Here is a 19303-nt window from a genome sequence, read left to right on the forward strand (position 1 = left end):
AGCTCGGGTCATCGGAAATCTCCTTTGACACAAGGAATCACAAATCACACAAAAACGGAATCCCATACGATTCATTCATCGCGCCTGACGTTCTAAACCGCGATATCAGGGAATGCGCCTGTCTTTTGGTACGACCGATCGCGATTTCAGCCCTTCAGGGTGCAGCCAACTTTTGCAAATAACGCGACGAAAAAGACCGGTCAGTATCTGACCGGTCTTGATGTTTTCTGGCGTCAATTGTTCGTCAGTTGGCGTCTTCCATTGCCTTTTCAGGCTGTTTTGCTGCCTGCTGATCATGCGCCTTCGCCTGAAGCTCTTCGACGGCCTTGCGCGGATCAGCCGGGAACGCATCATTCTTTTCCGTGCCTTCCAGAAGACCGATCGCATATTGCAGCTGAACGTCATCTTCGGGTTCACGCGGCACATAGGCGACGGAACCTGAACCTTCGTCTGTTTCCTGATCACCCTCGATGTGGCCACGCAACGCGGACTCACCTTCAGGACGAATAAGGCCCTCAAGGTCTTCGGGAAGTTTCTGCTCAACGATGATATCGGGTTCGATACCGGTGCCCTGAATAGAGGTGCCGGACGGAGTGTAGTAAAGCGCGGTCGTCAGGCGCAGCGAGCCCTGGTCACCAAGCGGTACAATGGTCTGAACCGAACCCTTGCCGAAGGTGCGGGTCCCCACCAGTGTCGCACGCTTGAGGTCATGCAGGGCGCCTGCCACGATCTCGGATGCAGAAGCCGAGCCGCCGTTGACGAGAACCACAATCGGTTTTCCATTAGTCAGATCGCCCGGTCCGGCGCTGAAGCGACGCGTTTCGCGTTCATCGCGACCGCGCGTCGAGACGACTTCACCCTCATCAAGGAAAGTATCGGAAACCGAAACAGCCTGATTGAGGAAGCCACCGGGATTGAGGCGCAGATCGAGGACATAGCCTTTCAGCTTGTCTTCGGGCACCTGTGCCTGAATCTCTTTGATCGCTTCTTCAAGGCTTTCATCAAGCTTCTCGTTCATGAAGGTCGTCAGGCGAATATAGCCGATATCGTCGTTCTCAACGCGCCATTTCACGGACTGCACCTGAATGATGCCACGCTTAATGGTCATTTCGATCGGCTTGGTCACCCCATCGCGCAGGATAGTGATGTCGATCGGCTCGCCGACTTCACCACGCATCCGGTCGACGGCATCGTTCAGCGTCATTCCGCGAACACTTTCCCCGTCGATTTCGATGATCTTATCACCGGCGAGAACACCAGCTTCCGACGCGGGAGTGTCATCGATCGGTGCAACGACCTTTACAGCCTCGTCCTCCATTGTGACCTCAATGCCGAGACCGCCGAACTCACCTTTCGACTCGTCGCGCATCTCCATGGACTCTTCGGCTGTCATATAGCTTGAATGCGGATCAAGGCCTTTCAGCATGCCGTTGATGGCATCCTGAATCATCTTCTCTTCATCCGGCGGGGTAACGTACTGACTGCGGACACGCTCGAAAACGTCGCCGAACAATGACATTTCACGATAGGTGGAATCGTCACTTGCCGCGCGTGCCGGTATATCGGACGAAACCAGAAACCCGGTCGCCGAAGCGCCAATTACGACGCCTGCCAGTAATAGCGTAGCCCTACGTATCATTACGTGCCTTTCCATCATTTTTCTTCGCCCACCAGGATTGAGAATCGACCGGTTTTCCATTGTGCCGAAACTCAATGTAGAGCGTCGGCCTGTCTGTTTCCAGCGCGATTGTTGCCGCGCTGGCAATGCGTTGTGCGCCCATTTCCGCCAGCGGTTCGCCGGAGAAGACAAAATCACCCTGTCGCACCTTCAGGCCATCCATGCCAGTCATCACAATATGATACTCGTCACCGACGTTAAGGATGATCATCTCCCCGTAGCTTCTGAAACGTCCGGCGTAAACCACTGTCCCGTCGGCAGGCGCGGTGACCAGTGCGCCGGGTCTTGCCGCAATGGTGATGCCTGTCGCGGAATGTCCGGTGCCATCAGGGTCGCCGAAACGGCGCAGAATTTCACCGCCGACCGGCAGCGTAAGCCGCCCTTTCAGTTCAGAAAAGGCATATGCGGGCGTAATGCGGTTTTTATCGGGCGGTTCCGACAGAGCCTGCTGTTGCGCCCGCTCACGCTGGTCTGCAGTCATCTGGCGACGGCGTTCGGCTTCCTGTTGTGCCAGAACTGCGGCATTGCGAGCAGACGTAATCTCTGTTTCCAGCGTGCCGATAAGGCTGTTCAGATCGGTGGCGCGTGCCGCAAGCGCCTCGGCCTGCTGTTGTTCTGCTGCCAGCGCTTCTGTATTTTGCGCCCGTGCCTTGTCGTTCTCAGCAATCAGAAGATCCATCCGCTTTTCTTCCTCAGCCAGCCCATCAAGGTCATTGGCAAGTGAATCGCGGGTCTCCTCCTGCTGCTGCTTGACGGACTGAAGTTGCCTGAGATCTGCCAGAACTGTTTCCAGTTTACCGCGCATTTCCGGCACAACACCATTCAGCAAAATCGCACTTCTGACCGAGTCCAGTGCATCCCCCGGAGCCACCAGAAGAGCAGGTGGAGGGTCGCGCCCCATGCGCTGCAATGCCGCCAGAACATCGGCAAAAATGTCGCGCTCGCGGTTTAGTCGTATATGCAAAACGTCTTCCTGTTCAGAAAGATATGCTATGCGCGCCTCGCTCTCCGCAATCTTGCCTTCCAGCGCTCGTCGTCTGCCAGCTGAATCGACGAGGGCCTGCTTCAGACTGGCCGTGTCGCCCTGAAGCTTGTCGATTTCCTGCTGAAGCTGTTCGATCTTGTCCTGAGAAAGCGAAATTGTGTTTTGCAGACGATCCAGTTCGACCTGCTTTTCCTCGCGTTCGGAAGAGAGCTTATCCACCAGAACTCTGGAATCGGGGCTGATCGCTGTGTCATCGTCGGCGGAATCCTGGCCATGTGATAACCCGGTCCCTGCCAGCATCAGGCAAAGGCACAGCAAGGCACTCCGGAGAGGGCCGGAAAGAAAGCCAGTTTTTTCTGCCATGCGTTTACGCATCAGGCTATGCCGTTTCATTCAGGATTTTACAAAGAATAGCGAACATGCAGCCAGAAGATTAACGAAAGACGAAAGCGAGGATAAGACACAAATGTTTGACTGTCATTCCGGCCTTGATGAAATGGAGGCTCAGACGCGATGGTAGGGATGCCCGGCCATCAGTGTGACCGCGCGATAAAGCTGTTCTGCCAGTAGAATGCGGACGATCTGGTGGGGCCATGTCATGGCACCGAAATTGACGGTGAGGTCCGCGCGTGTTCTCAAGGCCGGATCAAGTCCGTCAGCACCGCCTATTGCGAATATGATTTCCCGCTTTCCCTGATCACGGTATTTCTCGATTGCGCCTGAAAATGCGACGCTGTCCATTGATTTGCCGTGCTCATCCAGCAGGATAAGAACCGTTTCCGGAGAAAGCGTGTTTTCCAGAGCCGAGGCCTCTTCACGCTTGCGGGTCTCTGCATTCCCTGCGCGACTTTCTGCGATTTCCGTGACTTTGGAAAAATCGATACCCTGCGCCCGCCCGGTCTTCTTCAGCCGGTCCAGATAGCGGGCCACAAGCTCCTTCTCCGGTCCGGACTTCAATCGTCCGACCGCAAATATTCCGAGTTTCATGCGTGTTTCTTCCGGTTTCTCGCGCGTTCAGGAATTCCGCTGTCAGCTGCAGGCAACCAACTTGCACGAAAATGCACCGGAAACGCATACCGACACAAGGCCGGCCGTTTCACATCGACACGGCAGGCACCGTCAGACGCTGAAACACTTCAATATCAGTGCATCCGCCCTTCATTCACTTCCGGCGCGGACCACATCTTTTCGATATTGTAGAATTCACGGACTTCAGGCCGAAATACGTGGACGATCACGTCGCCGGTGTCGATCAGAACCCAGTCACCTGTATCCTGGCCTTCAACGCGGCACGGGCCAAGTCCCGAGCCCTCGATGTCTTTGACCAAATGGTCGCAAATTGCCATGACATGACGGTTCGAACGACCCGACACAACCACCATATGGTCGCCGAGCGCTGATTTTCCCTTGATGTCGATGGTCACAATATCTTCTGCCTTGGAATCCTCGAGACTGGCGAGGACGGCGGCGAGGGCGCGGTCTGCAGCATAAGCGCCACTTTCCCTGCCCGATAGTACGGCATTGTTTGCAGTACTTTTGGCGTGCAATGTTGTCAGGGGTCTTCCTTTCTTTATGGACCGGAACAAGCACGGTTGCGACTCGAAACTTCTTCAGAACCGCTACCAATAAAGATAAGCGCTGAAGTGGGGCGGTTGCAAGGTTTTCCGTGGAATAAATCGCGGTCTACTGAATTGCCGTCATGTTCAATCTATTGAAAAAGCAACGCAGGTTGCATCGTCGCTGACTTTAAAGCGCGGAAAACGTTCGCCTTCAGGATCTTCTGAGCGTTCTATTGTCCTTAACCTTTCAATCAAGGCAACCAACCCCTGATCATGGGCGGCTCTGATCAGCTGTTGAGGTGTGAACGCGTCGTAAAGATCGCATAGGGCGGCGAACCCATCGGAGCAGAGAAGGCCGTGAACCGGGGCAGTAAGTCCGGTTTCTTCACGCACGATGCGCCCGGCGGCTTCCGGCACAAGGCCAAGTGTGAAGATGTTGCCGTCCGGCGTGTTATGTCTTGAACGCCCGGTGCGAAGGGCAGCAAGTGTCTGCGGGTCATTCTTGATGTCTTTTTCGCCGCGGAAGCCGCCGATGCGCTGAAGATGCGCACGGGCGGATTCTGCCTCGCGGTCGCGGTTCTGTTTCAGAGCCGACGTTTCGAAGACTTCGCCCGTATCGTCGCTGATCAGGAACAGGCGACTGTCTCCGAGCCCGTAGGTGACCAGCGTCTCACCTTCGATGCGCAACATCTGAAACGCGGCGGCGGGCCAGGCATAACGTGGCAGGTCGTCGGTGCCTGCTTCTTTGAAATAGAGATCCCTTGCCCGACTGTTCAGAGTCTCTACTGTTTGAGAAATCGTTTCATGTCCCGCCTGAGTGAAGCTGTCGGCGGCCAGGCCCGCAAGCCATGCGGCGTCGCTAGAATGACCGGTCATGACCTGATGCTCGGCAATGCCGGTTGCTCCATCGATGACAAAAACGCTGTCATCGTTCCAGCCAAAGCGGTCTTCACTATGGCCGCCAATTCTGCCGGGATCATTGATCGTTTCATGGATACGGATCTTCATGATGGTCCGTTCATCTTCCGTCTGAGTGCAGTGGAACTGAGTTCCGAGCGTGGTCCATGGATGAAGGTCCATGCCGGCGGTCGCATAAAGGGCAGGGCTCTCGCATCGGTTTCGTTGACGCGGAAGCGTTCAAACGTTCGGGCTGTCTTGGATGAAAGGTAAGATAAAGTTGAGCCGGGCCGGTCGATCACGGCGATGGGCACCGTGCGTGCAATTGTCTGCCATTGCTGCCAGCGATGAAACCCCGCCAGATTATCCGCCCCCATGATCCAGACAAAATGCACAGCAGGGTGACGCTTCACAATGTGCGTGATGGTCCGCGCGGTAAACGCTGTTCCGAGCGACTTTTCCAGCGCGGTAACACGGATGCGCGGATCGCGCGCCAGATTTTCACTCATGGCAAGGCGCGTTGAAAGCGGCGGGAGACCGTTGCCGCTTTTCAGTGGATTTCCGGGTGTGACCAGCCACCAGAGCTGGTGCAGGCCGAGCCTGCGCAAAGCAATGTCAGCAACTAACGTATGTCCTTCATGCGGCGGATTGAAGGATCCACCGAAAAGGCCGATCGTCATGCCATCTTCCACATGCGGTATGATCAGATGCTCGCGCTTTATGGTATCGCTCTCCACAGGCTTCACGCTCTGGTCTGGCCGGAGCCGCGCACACAGTATTTGAACGATGTCAGCTGTTCCACGCCGACGGGCCCGCGGGCATGCATCTTGCCGGTCGCGATGCCGATTTCCGCACCCATGCCGAATTCACCGCCATCGGCAAATTGTGTCGAAGCATTATGCAACAGGATAGCGGAGTCGATCTCGTTAAAGAAACGGGCGACCACCTCGGGATCTTCTGCAATGACAGCTTCAGTATGGTGGGATGAATATTTTTCGATGTGTCCAATCGCTCCGGAAATGCCATCAACGAGTTTCACTGCGATCACAGCATCGAGATATTCGGTGGACCAGTCTTCATCGCTGGCTTCCGTGCGGGCGGTCGCGAGGCTGAGCATGTCGTGGTCGACACGCACGAGGCAGCCCCTTGCCTCCAGTGCCTCGATCAGCGGAAGAGCAAACCGGTCAGCAGCGGCTTTGTCGATCAGTAATGTTTCAGCAGCGCCGCAGATCCCCGTGCGTCGCATTTTGGCATTGACCACGATGTCTTTCGCCATTTCGAGTTCAGCGGACTGGTCGACATAAATGTGGCACAATCCCTCAAGGTGCGCAAAGACAGGAACACGCGCTTCTGACTGCACCCGCGCAACAAGGCTTTTGCCACCGCGCGGCACGATCACATCCACATTGCCATTGAGGCCGGCAAGCATTTCTCCAACTGCTGCACGGTCTGTGGTCGGCACGATCTGGATGGCATCTTCCGGCAGACCAGCAGCGCTGAGGCCTGTTTTAAGCGCCGCATGAACAGCTCTGGCTGAGTGGGCGGAGTCAGAACCTCCGCGCAGTATGACAGCATTGCCTGCCTTCAGGCAAAGCGCTCCGGCATCTGCTGTAACATTCGGCCGGCTTTCATAGATCACGCCGATCACGCCGAGCGGCGTGCGTACGCGCTCAATCTGAAGACCGTTGGGCCGATCCCAGGCGGCTATCACATCACCGACCGGATCTTTCAGGGCTGCAATCGCACGAATGCCTTCCGCCATGGCTCTGACGCGGCTCTCATTCAGTTCTAGGCGATCGATGAATGAGCCGGTAATGCCGTTTTCTCTGGCGCGGGCGACATCTTTTGCATTTGCGTTCAGAATCTCGGCTTCGGAGGCAAAAATGGCATCGGCCATGGCATCAAGTGCCGTATTCTTCGTCTCGGCCGAGGCTATCGCGAGGGCTTTGGAGGCCTGTCTTGCACGCTTGCCAATGTCCAGCATCAGGGTGTGGATATTGTCAGACTGAAGCTGATCAGGCATGGGTGGAATCCTCGTTCTTTTTCTTTGAACCGGTGGACGTCATCACCAGATCATCGCGGTGGACCATAGCGGCTCTGGCGGGATAACCCAATATGGCTTCGATACCACCAGTTTTCTGACCCGCAATCCGAAGGGCTTCGTCGCTGTCATAGCCGGAAAGTCCCCGGGCTATTTCGGCACCTTTCGCGTTGAAGATGGCCACTGTATCGCCTCGGGCAAAATGGCCTTCAACGCCGGTCACACCGGCTGGAAGCAGGCTCTTGCCGTGCGCAAGGGCTGTTGCAGCGCCATCATCGATATAAATCGTTCCGGCAGGCAGCAATTGACCGGCAATCCAGGTTTTCCGCGCATTCACCGGCATATGGGAGGCATGAAAGATCGAGTGACGCGAACCTTCCTCAATGGCGGCAAGCGGATTATCGATCTTTCCGGAAGCGATAATCATGGCGCAGCCTGAAGCTGTCGCGATCTTGCCGGCTTCTATTTTTGTATGCATGCCACCGCGTGAAAGCTCCGATGCCGCGCCGCCGGCCATTGCCTCAATATCGGGTGTAATTGCCTCGATTTCCGGCAGAAAACGTGCTGCAGGGTCAAGGTGCGGCGGTGCTGTGTAAAGCCCGTCAATGTCTGAGAGAAGCACCAGCAGGTCAGCACCGATCATCGTTGCGACGCGCGCGGCCAGACGATCATTGTCGCCATAGCGGATTTCCGATGTGGCGATCGTATCGTTTTCGTTGATGATCGGAACGGCTCCGGCTTTCAAAAGCTGGCGTATTGTGGCGCGGGCATTGAGATATTGCCGCCGCTCTTCTGTGTTCTGAAGAGTCAGCAGGATCTGCCCGGCCAGAATTCCATGGTTCAGGAGACTGTCTGTCCATGCGCCCGCAAGGCCGATCTGCCCGACGGCAGCAGCGGCCTGCGCTTCTTCCAGCTTCAGTGCGCCCGGATGCGTATGCAGTACGGTGCGGCCAAGGGCAACGGCTCCGGAGGAGACGACCAGAACCTCGACTCCGCGCCCTTTCAGTTGGGCAATATCATCGCAGAGCTTGTCCAGCCAGGCGCGCCTTATGCCGTGCCTGCGATCCACCAGAAGGGCAGAGCCGATCTTTATAACAACGCGATGATAATGCCCCAATGAGCGATGCATGGCCGAATGCTCAGGCATCTCAGGGCTCCCATTTGTCATGGCGGCCCTTGTCCTCTCCCTTTTCCGGTGCGGCGATACCGAGGCGTACTTCTTCGGCCCGGATAACCGAGGCGAGTTCGCGCAGGATGTCGGTCATACCCATCTGCGCAACAGCAGAAATGGCGAAGACCGGTCCACCGCTGGCGCTCTTCAAGGCTTTCAGCTTTTCTTCTCGGCTCTCATCATCGAGAATATCGACCTGCGAAAGCGCGACGATCTCATGCTTGTCGGCCAGTTCATGCCCGTAGGCCAGCAGCTCATTGCGCACAGTCTTATAGGTTTGTGCCACGTCCTCTTCCTGCGCCGATACGAGATGCAGAAGAACACGTGTGCGCTCCACATGACCCAGGAATCGGTCGCCGATCCCGACGCCTTCATGCGCGCCTTCGATCAGGCCCGGAATATCGGCCAGAATGAATTCCCGCTGATCGATGCTGGCTACACCCAGATTGGGATGAAGCGTTGTGAACGGATAGTTGGCAATCTTTGGCCGGGCACGGGTCACGGTTGCCAGAAATGTTGATTTGCCAGCGTTTGGCAGACCGACCAAACCGGCATCGGCAATCAGCTTCAGGCGAAGCCATATGGTTTTTTCTTCGCCTTCCAGCCCTGGATTGGCCCAGCGCGGAGCCTGATTGGTTGCGGATTTGAAGTGTGCGTTACCAAAACCACCATTGCCACCTGTCGCGAGCCGGTAGCGCGCGCCAATCTCCGTCAGGTCGCAGATCAGCGTTTCACGGTCTTCTTCGAAGATCTGCGTGCCAACCGGCACCTTCAGCGTAACACTTTCGCCCTTCGCGCCGGTACGGTTGCGGCCCATGCCGTGGCCGCCTGTCGCGCCCTTGAAGTGCTGCTGGTAACGGAAGTCGATGAGCGTGTTCAGGCCGTTCACAGCTTCAACCCAGACATCGCCGCCGCGACCACCGTCACCGCCGTCCGGTCCGCCGAATTCGATATATTTCTCGCGGTGGAACGAGACCGATCCCGCGCCTCCGTCACCGGAGCGGATGTAAACTTTCGCCTCGTCGAGAAATTTCATTTTTGTTTCACTTGTGCTCGTTTGTCTGCGGGATAAAACCAGCCGCATGGTTATCGTCGTCACGCGTCAAGGTCAAAGAATATCGTGAAAATCGCAAGCTACAATATTCAGTTCGGCATCGGTCTCGATGGAGTTTACAATCCCGAGCGCATCGCCGCCAGTCTTGAGGGCGCCGATATTATCGCGCTTCAGGAGGTGACCCGTGGTTTTCCGAAAAACGGTGGCCGCGATATGGTCGCCGAAATTACAACCCTTTTCCCGGATTTTTTCGTGGCTTACGGTCCTGCCGCGGATCTGCACCTTGATTTTGAAAGGCGCGAGGACGGCATTTTTGAGCGGCGGCTGCAATTCGGGAATATGATCCTGTCGCGCTGGCCGTTGCTTTCGACGCGCCACCTGCTGTTGCCGCGCAGCCGGACGATTGAAAAACTGAACTATCAGCGCTCTGTTCTTGAAGGGATCATCGAAACCCCGCTCGGGCCTTTGCGGGTTTATTCCACGCATCTCGATCACATGAACCCTTCAGAGCGGATCGCACAGATTCGCTTTTTGAAAGACCGGCTCTTCGGCTTTGCCCTGGAGGGTGCCGGCGTAACAGGCGGCCAGGAGTTCGGTTTGTCTGATCCGCCATTGACGGAAGACTTTGTCATTCTGGGGGATTTCAACATGTCTCCTGAAAGCCCAGAATATCTGGAAATGGCGGGACAACGCGATATTGATGGTGCGCGCAATCTGCGGGCTGGGGTGCCGGTTGACGCGCTGAACCGCCTTGGAAAGCGCGATGAAAAACTGATTACCTGGACGCATCCTGATTTTGCAGAGGGCGAGGGGCAGTATCTCGATTATGCCTTTGTGAATGCCGGTCTGGCCCCGAAGCTGGAGGACGGCTGGATCGACCTTTCAGCCAAGGGGTCGGATCATTTCCCGCTTTGGCTCAGCTTTAAGTGAAAACAATGCCGGGCCTGATGAAAGGCCCGGCTGTTGATCAGCTGAAGCGGAAGGCTTTAAAATATTCCGGCTTCAGTGCGGTGGTTACTTCCTGCAGCATCTGGCCACGGCTGACCGACCATGTGTCTCTGAGGCCGGTGACCTGAAAACCCAGTTTCTGCTGGACACGCAGGGATGCCGGGTTTTCCGCAAATGCGCCTGAATGCAGGGTAATATCGCCCATGCGCCGGAAGAACCTGTCGGCAATCCCGGACACGGCTTCACTCATGAAGCTGCGCCCCCAGTAGTATCGGTTCAGCCAATAGCCCAGATGCCAGCCGCCTTTGCGCAGTTCGATCGAGACAACGCCGATCAGCACGTGATCGGCAGGCTGGGTGATGGCCAGCGACCATTCTCCTGTGTCTTCGGCTGTTGCGATATTAAGCCAGTCGACAGCGTCTTCAAGGGCGTAAGGGTAGGGCGCCGTTGACAGCATGCGTGTCACAGAAAAATCTGCCATGGATTGCGCAATGGCTTCTGCATCATTCATCTGCAAAGGCCTTAACAGCAACCGTTCAGTCGCTATGTCCGGCGAAGGGCCGGGCTGTCTTTCCCGCATGGCTGCGCTTGCCAGAGTGTTCATCGCTGACCTCCCCAGCTCTTCAGGGACATCCAGGTCCTCCGGTCGAGACGGTACCATTCGACGGCAACCGATCCGCCGACAGCAAGCGACTGCACCATGCCCGGGCCCTGAAACTGAAAGCCGCACTTTTCAAGAACGCGCTTGGACCGGCCATTGACGACCCGGCAGCGTCCATCGATGTGGTCGATTTCGTGGCGGGTTCTGAAGACCATGTCGACGAGGACCTGAATCGCCTCCGTCGTGTAACCGTTGCCCCAGTAGGGCTGGCCCATCCAGTAGCCGATTTCCACGGTGTCTTCCCTTTCAGGCAGGCTCTCAATGCCGCAGCAACCGAGGAACTCGCCGTTATCCGCTTTCGTGATGGCATAGACGCAATTGCCAATCACGCCCTCTTTCGTTCGCTCGACGAAATTGGCTGCATCTTTTTGTGTGTAAGGGTGCGGCATACGCGACACCATGGTCGCGATCGTTTCGTTGTTGGCGAGATGGGCAATGGCGTCAATGTCATCTTCGTGCGGGGCCCGTAAAACAAGCCTTTGCGACAGAAGAACGGGGCAATCCCGCCTTTGCTCGTCCGGCCTTAGCCGTTCTCTGGAAAGCCGGGACTGGCTCTCCCTTTGAAGTTCCCTTTGCATATCTCAGGTCCTTTCCTGGGTTTGAAACGAAAGAAGGGAAGATGGTGGCGTCCCATCTTCCCTTCTTTTTCAAATTCCAGGTTCGGTAACCTGATATCTTAAAGCCGGGTCGATGTGACGCCGGCTTATTTTTTAGCGGTTCCGGCTTATTCCGCTGCCTCTGCGTGTTTCGGTGCCACGGACACGTATGTGCGGCCATTCGCGCGTGCGCGGAATGTCACATTGCCTTCAATCTTGGCAAAAATAGTGTGGTCCTTGCCCATGCCAACATTTTCGCCGGGGTGCCACTTCGTGCCACGCTGACGAATGATAATGTTGCCCGGAATGACGTTCTCGCCACCGAACTTCTTCACGCCAAGGCGCTTGGACTCAGAATCGCGACCGTTACGCGATGAACCGCCAGCTTTTTTATGTGCCATTGGAGTTCTCCTTTAAACCTTCGAAACTTCTGCTTTTGAATTAACCGGCGACAATGTCGGTGATCTTGACGACTGTGTAGTGCTGGCGATGACCGCGCGAACGCTTTGAGTTCTGGCGGCGGCGTTTTTTGAAGGCGATAACCTTGCGGCCACGCTTCTGTTCAACAACTTCGCCTTTGACGACTGCGCCTTCAACAAAGGGAGCGCCGATCTTGGCGTCTGCGCCTTCGCCGACAACGAGAACGTCGGAGAATTCAACGGCTGCACCAGCTTCTGCGTCGAGCTTTTCGATGCGAAGTGTGTCTTCAGCATTGACGCGGTACTGTTTACCGCCGGTCTTGATGACTGCGAACATTTTTTTACCTTTCATGTTCTTCGTCCGGCTCTGCCGTGCCAGAAGGCCCGGCGTCCGTCTTTTTGTCAGTCTGGTTAAAGCAGGGATTTCAAAGATATAATTTCTTTAAATCCGGTCTGCGGTCGATGGCTGCCGGTAACCGGCAGCGCGGCGTGTTTCGATCAGATACACGCATCCGGCAGTGTTGATACTGGCAGTGGGTATTAAAGTCAATCAGAGCGGAGAAAAAAGCTTGGAATTGGCTCTTGCATGACAGGCCTTTGCCCGCTAAGAGACACGGCGCGCCCGAAAGGCGCAGACCACATGGTTGCTGGAGAGGTGGCAGAGTGGTCGAATGCACCGCACTCGAAATGCGGCATACGGGCAACCGTATCGGGGGTTCGAATCCCCCCCTCTCCGCCATAAACGTCCTCGGAAATCAATTAATTAGATGACTGTCTTAGGTAGTGTCTTGGGCTGCCAAATAGCGCATTTTGCACCATCGCCCATTGGGCCACACCCGCTGTAGCGTGACGCGCGGTTCCGGAATTTTGACAGCACGATCCGGAATTTTGCTTTTTTTCGATATCCAACCAAAAGCTTCCATGACCGGATAACGTCAGCAGTTGAACTTCAACGCTGATTTGAAACCTGCCGGAAAATCATCAGAGGTGTCACACCGTACTGGTCACCTCGTCTGCCTAAAAGCGTCTTAGCTGCCGGAACTAGTTGATCTATGAGAGCTGCAAAGACAGATTGCTCTATTGCTGAGGGGTACGAGGGTTCCCGGCTTTGAGATGCGTTCTGCGCAGAAGTGTCGCCTGCTACGAAGCTTTCCTCATCATCAATGCCAGGAATAGCGTCCAAGATGCCTAAGACGAACCATTCTCCAGGTAGGGTGACTCCATGCTTAAGAAAAAGATCACTTGAAGAAACGACGAGTCCGTCTTCACGAAGTGAAGCCCAAAACGACTTATCTCCGCTCTGCAGCTCCATTTGGACGCCATGCGGCAAAAGTCCCAATAGCTCCAGACCAAAGGCTTCCGCGCTTGGTTCGGACGATGGCTTTTTTTCCTTACGCCGCCGAACTTGCCGACTCTCATTTTCCTGTCCACCCGATGAGATAAGAGCACTCACCGAAGGAAGTTTCATTGCGTTTTGGATCAAGCCCAAATCTCGAACAGATAAGCCTCCTGAAAACAGTACGATCTGGCCTATGCGTGCTGTTTTCACTTCACGATCCAACATGTTGCGGTCCTGAAGATAGTCTAGAAGCGAAAGGGCATTTGACCAATACGGGTCGTAAGTATGTTGAGCCTCTTGATGATAACCGGCAGATGTTCCGGTTTCGTGATGGCCGCCACCCTTGACTATTCCCGGTACACCACCCGAACCCGAAACCCGTCCGATTTCGCTTTTGCCCCGACCAGCACTTTCGTGGCGAGATAGCGCTTGTAGGTGTCCGAAATCATCGAATTGCGACAGAAAAGAACCCACACGATGAGCGTCGTAATATAGGAAATCAAAGACGGAATCTGTGCTTTGATGTCCTTGCGCCGCGCCTGATTGTGTCTTCTTTTCGTCTGACATCACGCTCTACGTCCTTTGCGTCTTTTTCTGTGTTTTCTATCCGTTCGGCCAAGTCATCACTGAGCTTTGGGCATACCTTTTGAACTGCAGCCATGAACCACAGATGGGAGGACGCTCGATTTGTGTTTCGATCAGACAATGCTTTCACCGTGCTCAACCTTCCACGACCTTACTACACTGGCGCATATAACAAAATATCTATCCGCGTTTGGGCGGCCTAGTTCAAATTCCGCCTACTAGAATTTCAGCCGCCATGCGCAAAGGCTTTGCTGGCGTGATGATGACCTCCTTCACGCCCTTCCCATTCCCCTCCGAGATCGAATAGGTGCAATCGACCTCCTCGATGTCGAACCGTGAGAAGGTTTCGAAGACGCCTTGAACCGCGTTCAAAGACAGAATGAAGGTGCCTTGAAGCCCTTCGAGAACATCTGCCATTGCCTCAAAATCCCCACGGCCGAAGACGCCGGTGCCGTAGTCGGTCTCGTTGCCCCAATATGGCGGATCGAGATAAAAGAGCATGCCCGGCCGATCATAGCGGCGAATGAACTCCTGCCAGGGCAGGCATTCGATCACGACACCGGCAAGCCGCTCGTGGATGTCCTCCAGCGTTGAAGCAAGCTTGGTCAGGTTGAAGCGGGCGCTGGTGGTTTTGCTGACGCCGAAATTGCGACCGGCCACCTTGCCGCCGAAGGCCAGACGCTGAAGATAAAGAAAGCGGGCCGAGCGCTCCAGATCGGTGAGCGTCGTCGGGTCTGTCTTCATCAACCGTTCGAATTCGCGACGGCCGGATATCTGGAAGCGAAGCGTATCCATGAACTGCGGAAAGTGGCGCTGCAGGATGCGGAAGAAGTTGGCAACATCACCGCTGATATCGTTGATCACTTCTGTTTTCGGCTGGCGATCGCGGCGCAGGAAGACGCCACCCATGCCGACGAATGGCTCGGCATAGCCATCATGATCGGTCGCGTTGATCCTGGCGATGACGGTTTTCGAGAGGATGCGCTTGCCACCGATATAACCGGCCGCAGGCGTGACCGGCGTCACCGGCTGCTGATTTACCATTTCAAATATCTCACGACTCAGTCACAAAGCCGCTGCCCGCTTTTCGCGGGTACGGGTGCGACGGTTATCGAGAATTGCTGTCGGGCGGGTTCGGTCGCCAAACTTGACCCCGCCGCCAGGGCTTGCCCTGGTCACCCGTCAGCGTCAGTCAGACGGCCACACGATTGCATCATAGATCGCCTGCGCGGCCGCGACCGTCTCAGCCACCTTGATCTGCTCTTTTGCGCCGATCCTGATCGGCTCGATCTGAGCGCAGATCGCCACCCACTGTTTTTGCATCGTGTCGATGACCGTTGCGACCTCTGCGACCGTTTCGCCGGTGATACCAACCTCAGCCACCAGCAGCGGATAATCCGCATCGACCGGATCGGTTTCCGCCAGATAGGCTTTGGCCTGACTGGCTTTTTCGAGGTAAGCCATGGCCTGACCAGCGCCGGTGGTGATGTATTTGGCGCGGATGTCTTCGGCATCTGCGTCAATGCGGTCCGAGAGACTGGACGTTACGGCGGATAATTCCGGCCCCGGCGGAAAGGCAAAAGCCCCGCCCTCCTGTCGGTGCATGCCTGCCGCAACATCATCCGATACAGCCTCAAATTGCGCGGCAATGTCGGCATGATAAAGCTCAGACAATGCTTTGTCTGTCTCAACGATCTCAGCGACGATAGCGCCGCTCATACGTGCATAACGTGTCATGATAACCTCTTAATATCTGATGATGACGCCGCCCTGTATACCCTCAGCTTCCCACTGGAAGCCGCCGGGACCGGCGGCTAGCGATCCGCCACCACCCGGCCATGTCGCACCGGCAGCACTCAGGCCACCTTTTCCACCATGAGGACCGGCGCAGTCGCCGCCGTAACCATAAGGATGGTGTCCAGACAAACCATCGCCACCGGCTTGGCCGGTAAGACTAATATCGCCGCCAACACCTATTCCGCCTGCCCCTCCAGCGGAGTTCAGAATTCCACCGCCACCACCGGTCGCCGAGCAGTACGCACCGAAACTGGTTGTACCGCCCGCAGGCCCATTCGTAGTCCCTGATATGTTGGTGTCGCCGCCGCCACCCACTGTAACCGAGACCTCGTCACCCTCAGTCAACAAAATCCATTTGCCAGCGTAGCCACCACCGCCGCCGCCCTCACCGACATTAGATGCTGCGTCATAGCCGCCGCCACCACCGCCGCCATAGCACTCAACCCAATACCAGCCGGTTTGAGGAGTAATAAATGTATGACTACCCGCAGTGTAGTAAACAGTTGTGCCATGTTGGAGGCCTGCAAGTTTCAGCGCCTGACTGAGCTGTGTCAGATCGCCGTCATCCGGTACTTGCCCAGACTCTTCGATGACATTCAGAACCTCTTCCTGCACGGCGTTCAGCCAATTCGCGGTGACAACGGTGCCCTCCTGGCTGCCACTTCCGGTCGACAGTATTTCATCCTGAAACCCGCGCTTCCCGCCGCCAATATCGGCGACAGCAGTGCCTGTAATCCGGTCCATGTTCTACGCTCCCGAATATTGGAAAATAAGGCGCGTGTGCGCCGGTTTGATAAGCTGGAAATAGGCTTCAGCTGAGCCGTTCACTTCAAACGCTGCAAGCGATTGACCAGCCCGGTTCCTGCCCGCTCTGAAGGCGGAGACATCGACGGCAGGCATCGATATCAGCCAGGTAAACTGCTCGCCTTCGGCAATGAGCGGTGTGCCAGCCCGCAACACGCCAGCGCGTGATGGCCAGAACTCGGTAATAGTGATGGCAAGGCCGAGCATTTCACCGATCCGCAGGAAATACGGTATCGACTGCCCGCCCTTGGCCGTCCAGCGCTGGTGGGCAAGCTTGCGTCGGTCATCAATGCCGGAAAGCGCGAGATCGCGCTTTGCCGGGTCAGGGCCAAGGACGCGCTCGAAATCCGCAAGACAATGCTCGGCCGTGCGTGGATCAATCTCGTTCATCATCGCCGCGGCGGCCTGTTCAGCAGTCAGGATTTCACCGGCGACGGCCTCGTAAATTGCGTCCATGACGCCGCCCTCGGCAGGCCGGGCAAACCCAAATGGCCAATGGGCGCGCAGTGCGCGGATAATGTCAGCAAACCGCCTCATGTCTTTTTCCTGCCCACGCTCATGCTTCCGCTGCCCATGTGATGGCTCCGGCAACCGGGAATTCATAATCGCCGAGTGTGTAGCTTTCGGATGGCATGATCAGATCGTGGGCATATTCACCGTTGGCGGCCGAGATTTCCTCCGACAGCCTGGAGCGCTCGATTGTGGCACCGATCGGCGTCTCATTGCCATCGTCATCGTCGCTTCCAAGTGTGTTTATGAAACGTTCAAAGGCTTCCTGAATGGCCGCCCGCACGACGGGTGTGTCCGGTCGCGCCCGCACCGTGATCGGCACTTCGGTGATTTCAGCCGCATGGACGCTGACATAAGCAGTCACCGGGCGAACGCCTTCGGAGGTCAGTGGGTTGCCCAGATGATTGAGCATGGCGGTGCGCTCTTCATCGGTCGGTGCGCGGCCGCTGCCATCCTCATTGCGCATTGCCACGACGACACCGACAGAGCCACGGCCGACAACATCCGGGATCACACGCACGGCCTTGACGGCAAAGACATCATCCAGCCAGTCATAATAATCATAGCCAGCACCGCCCTGCGGTGGTTTGCGGATATGGGCAATGGTGGCGGCCTGCAGCTCTTCCGGCTGCATTTCGTCAGCGCCACCGGCAAAGGCGGTTTCAACCGTGATCGTGTCGATCTCCGGCCATGGATCAACGGCGGTAAACTGGATGCCGGTTTCATAGTTGCTTTCAGTGCCCGCCAGAGCCGCCGATGCGCTAACCGTCACCGATCCACTGGCATCAATCGTCGCCTCCTCAGTCGTCGCAAAGATCAGACCCTCGGATGACGACATCTCAAGACCTGCTGGCAAGGCTGTGTCGGGATCGCCGGTAATCGTAACGGTCCCGATGGCAAAGGTGGCCGGGCGCTGTTTGACGCCGAAAATCGAAGCGTGACGGGCAACGAATTCTTCTTCGGCCGTATCGACAAAATATTGCCGACCCCACCAGGCGATGTGGCTATGCAGGGATCGCAGCTCAAGCGAGACCGCCCGCAGCAACCAGGCAAGAAGACCGCGCGATGATCGGACTGCAAAGGAAATGGCTTTTGGTGTATGGCGAATGCCCTTGGCATCCAGCACTTTCGACATGACGGTTTCCAGCGTGGCGGCCATGCGCGCGGCAATTGCTCTTGCATCCGGGATCGGCCTGCTCATCGGTCAATCCTTTTGGAAATGGTGATGGCTTCACCGGCAACCGAACATCTGAGCCGGATCATATTGCGGGCATGCCACCATGCCTCGACCTCGGCCGCATTGCCGGTCATATCTTCAGACCAGAACAGGCTGTCGCTGGCATAGTATTCTGTCAGCAGCCGGGTTTCTTCGCTCTGCTTCGCGCGCGACAACAGCCAGAGCCTTGAGCCTGCGAACCGGCCATCGCTGTCCAGGGCGTCGCCGGGGCTGCCGCGCCGTTCCTGAAGCGATGACGGGTTTGCGCTCCACTGCGTGCGGCCATCCGGCAATTCGTCGCCGTCGAGCGCACGCGCATCAAGGCCGATCGACAACAACATCGGGGTAACCGGCGTGGTGTCGATCGCCAGATCGCCGTCTTCCGCGATGGCAAGATCGCAGGACCGGGCTTCAGCATTGAGGATAAGGGCGGCATCGCAAAACATGCCCGCGAGAATGACATGCGCGCGCGATGACCGTTCATGTCTCCTGTGGGAGGGGTCAGTCCATTTGTGGGCTTGGCGGCGGACCACCAGGATGACCGTGACCGTTATATTTGTCACGCATTTCCTGCATCGAACCGTTCTTGTCGGTCACATCACCGGTCGCTTCGATATCACCTTCGACCTTCAGGATCTGAGCGGTAATGAACACACCGGCATCCGTCTTGATCGTGATCTGCGCACCGGTCTTGATATCGAGCGTGCCGTCAGCTTTCAGCACCATACGGTCGCCACCGGCATTGTAAAGCCCGACCTCGTTTTCCTTCAGTCCACCCATGCGCGCCGACGGATTGGCAACCGGCAGCACGACCAGGTCGCCTTCATCGCCGCCAACGGCCAGCACGATCGCCAGCGCGCCGTCAACCGGTACATGGGCGGCAAAGCCATAAGGCTGCATGACTTCGACGTTGTGCCGCCAGACACCGTCCGCCACCTCGACCGAGGCGGTCTGCAGTGCGCCGTCATCTTTCACGTTTTTCAAAGTGGCGCGGCGGATCATGCCGCGATTGGTGTCGGTCATGTCAGTTCCTTTCCGCGCGT

22 protein-coding genes and 1 tRNA gene are annotated in these 19303 nt (G+C 56.5%); 2 read left to right on the plus strand and 21 right to left on the minus strand.

The window, feature by feature from the left end:
* Window positions 1-244: 244 nt before the first annotated feature.
* The 9 genes from EDC90_RS14845 to obgE form a co-directional block, all read right to left on the minus strand.
* Window positions 245-1639, minus strand: a complete 1395-nt coding sequence (locus EDC90_RS14845) for a S41 family peptidase (protein WP_132312988.1) — start codon at window positions 1637-1639, stop codon at window positions 245-247.
* The gene (locus EDC90_RS14850; protein WP_245511070.1) at window positions 1629-3026 is read right to left on the minus strand and encodes a murein hydrolase activator EnvC family protein; all 1398 of its coding nucleotides are present in this window, start codon (window positions 3024-3026) and stop codon (window positions 1629-1631) included. The genes EDC90_RS14845 and EDC90_RS14850 overlap by 11 nt, the downstream gene beginning before the upstream one ends.
* A 141-nt stretch (window positions 3027-3167) precedes the next feature.
* Entirely contained in the window at window positions 3168-3650 is a 483-nt protein-coding gene (rlmH, locus tag EDC90_RS14855) for a 23S rRNA (pseudouridine(1915)-N(3))-methyltransferase RlmH (RefSeq protein ID WP_132312990.1), read from the minus strand.
* Window positions 3651-3805: 155 nt separating this feature from the next.
* On the minus strand, window positions 3806-4210 hold the full coding sequence (gene rsfS, locus EDC90_RS14860) for a ribosome silencing factor (RefSeq protein ID WP_207903923.1): 405 nt from the start codon (window positions 4208-4210) through the stop codon (window positions 3806-3808).
* A 156-nt stretch (window positions 4211-4366) separates the two neighbouring features.
* Window positions 4367-5230 carry a hypothetical protein gene (locus EDC90_RS14865; protein ID WP_132312995.1) on the minus strand — a complete coding sequence of 288 codons (864 nt, stop codon included), beginning with the start codon at window positions 5228-5230 and terminating at the stop codon, window positions 4367-4369.
* Window positions 5227-5856, minus strand: coding sequence for a nicotinate-nucleotide adenylyltransferase (locus EDC90_RS14870; RefSeq protein ID WP_132313103.1), 630 nt, complete (start codon window positions 5854-5856; stop codon window positions 5227-5229). Before EDC90_RS14870 ends, EDC90_RS14865 begins: the two co-directional genes overlap by 4 nt.
* Before the next feature lie 5 nt (window positions 5857-5861).
* Window positions 5862-7142, minus strand: coding sequence for a glutamate-5-semialdehyde dehydrogenase (locus EDC90_RS14875; protein WP_132312997.1), 1281 nt, complete (start codon window positions 7140-7142; stop codon window positions 5862-5864).
* Entirely contained in the window at window positions 7135-8289 is a 1155-nt protein-coding gene (gene proB, locus EDC90_RS14880; RefSeq protein ID WP_132313105.1) for a glutamate 5-kinase, read from the minus strand. The genes EDC90_RS14875 and proB overlap by 8 nt, the downstream gene beginning before the upstream one ends.
* A 19-nt stretch (window positions 8290-8308) precedes the next feature.
* On the minus strand, window positions 8309-9367 hold the full coding sequence (obgE, locus tag EDC90_RS14885) for a GTPase ObgE (protein ID WP_132312999.1): 1059 nt from the start codon (window positions 9365-9367) through the stop codon (window positions 8309-8311).
* An 84-nt stretch (window positions 9368-9451) separates the two neighbouring features.
* On the opposite strand from obgE, the gene EDC90_RS14890 reads away from it, so the two are divergent.
* On the plus strand, window positions 9452-10315 hold the full coding sequence (locus tag EDC90_RS14890) for an endonuclease/exonuclease/phosphatase family protein (protein WP_132313001.1): 864 nt from the start codon (window positions 9452-9454) through the stop codon (window positions 10313-10315).
* A 37-nt stretch (window positions 10316-10352) separates the two neighbouring features.
* Here the strand turns inward: EDC90_RS14890 and EDC90_RS14895 are convergent, their stop codons facing one another.
* From EDC90_RS14895 to rplU, 4 genes are all read right to left on the minus strand, one after another.
* Complete coding sequence (locus tag EDC90_RS14895) at window positions 10353-10937, minus strand: GNAT family N-acetyltransferase (protein WP_245511072.1); 585 nt, start codon at window positions 10935-10937, stop codon at window positions 10353-10355.
* Window positions 10934-11572: a GNAT family N-acetyltransferase gene (locus EDC90_RS14900; protein ID WP_132313005.1), complete on the minus strand. Its 639-nt coding sequence runs from the start codon at window positions 11570-11572 to the stop codon at window positions 10934-10936. Before EDC90_RS14900 ends, EDC90_RS14895 begins: the two co-directional genes overlap by 4 nt.
* Before the next feature lie 146 nt (window positions 11573-11718).
* Complete coding sequence (rpmA, locus tag EDC90_RS14905) at window positions 11719-11991, minus strand: 50S ribosomal protein L27 (RefSeq protein WP_132313007.1); 273 nt, start codon at window positions 11989-11991, stop codon at window positions 11719-11721.
* A gap of 40 nt (window positions 11992-12031) precedes the next feature.
* The gene (gene rplU / locus EDC90_RS14910) at window positions 12032-12346 is read right to left on the minus strand and encodes a 50S ribosomal protein L21 (protein ID WP_132313107.1); all 315 of its coding nucleotides are present in this window, start codon (window positions 12344-12346) and stop codon (window positions 12032-12034) included.
* Between the two features lie 312 nt (window positions 12347-12658).
* Between rplU and EDC90_RS14915 the strand changes: the two genes are divergently transcribed.
* A tRNA-Ser gene (locus EDC90_RS14915) sits at window positions 12659-12748 on the plus strand.
* Between the two features lie 210 nt (window positions 12749-12958).
* Here EDC90_RS14915 and EDC90_RS14920 read toward each other — a convergent pair.
* The 8 genes from EDC90_RS14920 to EDC90_RS14955 all read right to left on the minus strand — a co-directional run bounded on the left by EDC90_RS14920 (window position 12959) and on the right by EDC90_RS14955 (window position 19283).
* On the minus strand, window positions 12959-13915 hold the full coding sequence (locus tag EDC90_RS14920) for a hypothetical protein (protein ID WP_132313009.1): 957 nt from the start codon (window positions 13913-13915) through the stop codon (window positions 12959-12961).
* Window positions 13916-14137: 222 nt separating this feature from the next.
* Entirely contained in the window at window positions 14138-14977 is an 840-nt protein-coding gene (locus EDC90_RS14925; protein WP_132313011.1) for a DNA adenine methylase, read from the minus strand.
* A gap of 144 nt (window positions 14978-15121) precedes the next feature.
* The gene (locus EDC90_RS14930) at window positions 15122-15670 is read right to left on the minus strand and encodes a hypothetical protein (protein ID WP_132313013.1); all 549 of its coding nucleotides are present in this window, start codon (window positions 15668-15670) and stop codon (window positions 15122-15124) included.
* 9 nt (window positions 15671-15679) lie between these two features.
* The gene (locus tag EDC90_RS14935) at window positions 15680-16474 is read right to left on the minus strand and encodes a hypothetical protein (RefSeq protein WP_132313015.1); all 795 of its coding nucleotides are present in this window, start codon (window positions 16472-16474) and stop codon (window positions 15680-15682) included.
* A gap of 3 nt (window positions 16475-16477) precedes the next feature.
* Entirely contained in the window at window positions 16478-17071 is a 594-nt protein-coding gene (locus EDC90_RS14940; protein WP_165972851.1) for a putative phage tail protein, read from the minus strand.
* Between the two features lie 19 nt (window positions 17072-17090).
* The gene (locus EDC90_RS14945) at window positions 17091-18245 is read right to left on the minus strand and encodes a baseplate J/gp47 family protein (RefSeq protein ID WP_132313019.1); all 1155 of its coding nucleotides are present in this window, start codon (window positions 18243-18245) and stop codon (window positions 17091-17093) included.
* Window positions 18242-18823: a phage GP46 family protein gene (locus tag EDC90_RS14950; RefSeq protein WP_165972852.1), complete on the minus strand. Its 582-nt coding sequence runs from the start codon at window positions 18821-18823 to the stop codon at window positions 18242-18244. Before EDC90_RS14950 ends, EDC90_RS14945 begins: the two co-directional genes overlap by 4 nt.
* Window positions 18762-19283, minus strand: a complete 522-nt coding sequence (locus EDC90_RS14955) for a phage baseplate assembly protein V (protein ID WP_132313023.1) — start codon at window positions 19281-19283, stop codon at window positions 18762-18764. Before EDC90_RS14955 ends, EDC90_RS14950 begins: the two co-directional genes overlap by 62 nt.
* Window positions 19284-19303: the final 20 nt, after the last annotated feature.

This window comes from Martelella mediterranea, from assembly GCF_004342225.1.
GTDB lineage: Bacteria > Pseudomonadota > Alphaproteobacteria > Rhizobiales > Rhizobiaceae > Martelella > Martelella mediterranea_B.

Excerpts from the sequence above, each read along its gene's own strand:
- EDC90_RS14845 (WP_132312988.1), bottom strand. The coding sequence starts at position 1,639 with ATGATACGTAGGGCTACGCTATTACTGGCAGGCGTCGTAATTGGCGCT.
- EDC90_RS14850 (WP_245511070.1), bottom strand. The coding sequence starts at position 3,026 with ATGGCAGAAAAAACTGGCTTTCTTTCCGGCCCTCTCCGGAGTGCCTTG.
- rlmH (WP_132312990.1), bottom strand. The coding sequence starts at position 3,650 with ATGAAACTCGGAATATTTGCGGTCGGACGATTGAAGTCCGGACCGGAG.
- EDC90_RS14865 (WP_132312995.1), bottom strand. The coding sequence starts at position 5,230 with ATGAAGATCCGTATCCATGAAACGATCAATGATCCCGGCAGAATTGGC.
- EDC90_RS14875 (WP_132312997.1), bottom strand. The coding sequence starts at position 7,142 with ATGCCTGATCAGCTTCAGTCTGACAATATCCACACCCTGATGCTGGAC.
- proB (WP_132313105.1), bottom strand. The coding sequence starts at position 8,289 with ATGCATCGCTCATTGGGGCATTATCATCGCGTTGTTATAAAGATCGGC.
- obgE (WP_132312999.1), bottom strand. The coding sequence starts at position 9,367 with ATGAAATTTCTCGACGAGGCGAAAGTTTACATCCGCTCCGGTGACGGA.
- EDC90_RS14895 (WP_245511072.1), bottom strand. The coding sequence starts at position 10,937 with ATGAACACTCTGGCAAGCGCAGCCATGCGGGAAAGACAGCCCGGCCCT.
- EDC90_RS14900 (WP_132313005.1), bottom strand. The coding sequence starts at position 11,572 with ATGCAAAGGGAACTTCAAAGGGAGAGCCAGTCCCGGCTTTCCAGAGAA.
- rpmA (WP_132313007.1), bottom strand. The coding sequence starts at position 11,991 with ATGGCACATAAAAAAGCTGGCGGTTCATCGCGTAACGGTCGCGATTCT.
- rplU (WP_132313107.1), bottom strand. The coding sequence starts at position 12,346 with ATGTTCGCAGTCATCAAGACCGGCGGTAAACAGTACCGCGTCAATGCT.
- EDC90_RS14920 (WP_132313009.1), bottom strand. The coding sequence starts at position 13,915 with ATGTCAGACGAAAAGAAGACACAATCAGGCGCGGCGCAAGGACATCAA.
- EDC90_RS14925 (WP_132313011.1), bottom strand. The coding sequence starts at position 14,977 with ATGGTAAATCAGCAGCCGGTGACGCCGGTCACGCCTGCGGCCGGTTAT.
- EDC90_RS14930 (WP_132313013.1), bottom strand. The coding sequence starts at position 15,670 with ATGACACGTTATGCACGTATGAGCGGCGCTATCGTCGCTGAGATCGTT.
- EDC90_RS14935 (WP_132313015.1), bottom strand. The coding sequence starts at position 16,474 with ATGGACCGGATTACAGGCACTGCTGTCGCCGATATTGGCGGCGGGAAG.
- EDC90_RS14940 (WP_165972851.1), bottom strand. The coding sequence starts at position 17,071 with ATGAGGCGGTTTGCTGACATTATCCGCGCACTGCGCGCCCATTGGCCA.
- EDC90_RS14945 (WP_132313019.1), bottom strand. The coding sequence starts at position 18,245 with ATGAGCAGGCCGATCCCGGATGCAAGAGCAATTGCCGCGCGCATGGCC.
- EDC90_RS14955 (WP_132313023.1), bottom strand. The coding sequence starts at position 19,283 with ATGACCGACACCAATCGCGGCATGATCCGCCGCGCCACTTTGAAAAAC.